Source organism: Streptococcus sp. 3705 (assembly GCF_013277145.1).
Taxonomy (GTDB): domain Bacteria; phylum Bacillota; class Bacilli; order Lactobacillales; family Streptococcaceae; genus Streptococcus.
Map to the genome: position 1 here is coordinate 1 of NZ_VMMJ01000044.1, position 245 is coordinate 245.

Genomic DNA, 245 nt, shown 5'->3' on the forward strand with positions numbered 1-245 from the left:
ATATAGTTGTCGCTTGAGAGAAGCGAGTGACAAAGACCTTTGAAAACTGAACAAGACGAACCAATGTGCAGGGCACTACAACTAAGGTTGTAGTACTGAACAATGAAAAAACAATAAATCTGTCAGTGACAGAAATGAGTGAGAACTCAAACTTTTAATGAGAGTTTGATCCTGGCTCAGGACGAACGCTGGCGGCGTGCCTAATACATGCAAGTAGAACGCTGAAGGAGAAGCTTGCTTCTCTG

The 245-nt window shown here is 42.9% G+C and carries 1 rRNA gene; it reads left to right on the forward strand.

Annotation, left to right across the window (positions count from 1 at the left end):
* Positions 1-153 precede the first annotated feature (153 nt).
* Positions 154-245 (forward strand): 16S ribosomal RNA (locus HT714_RS09470); the annotation flags it as partial.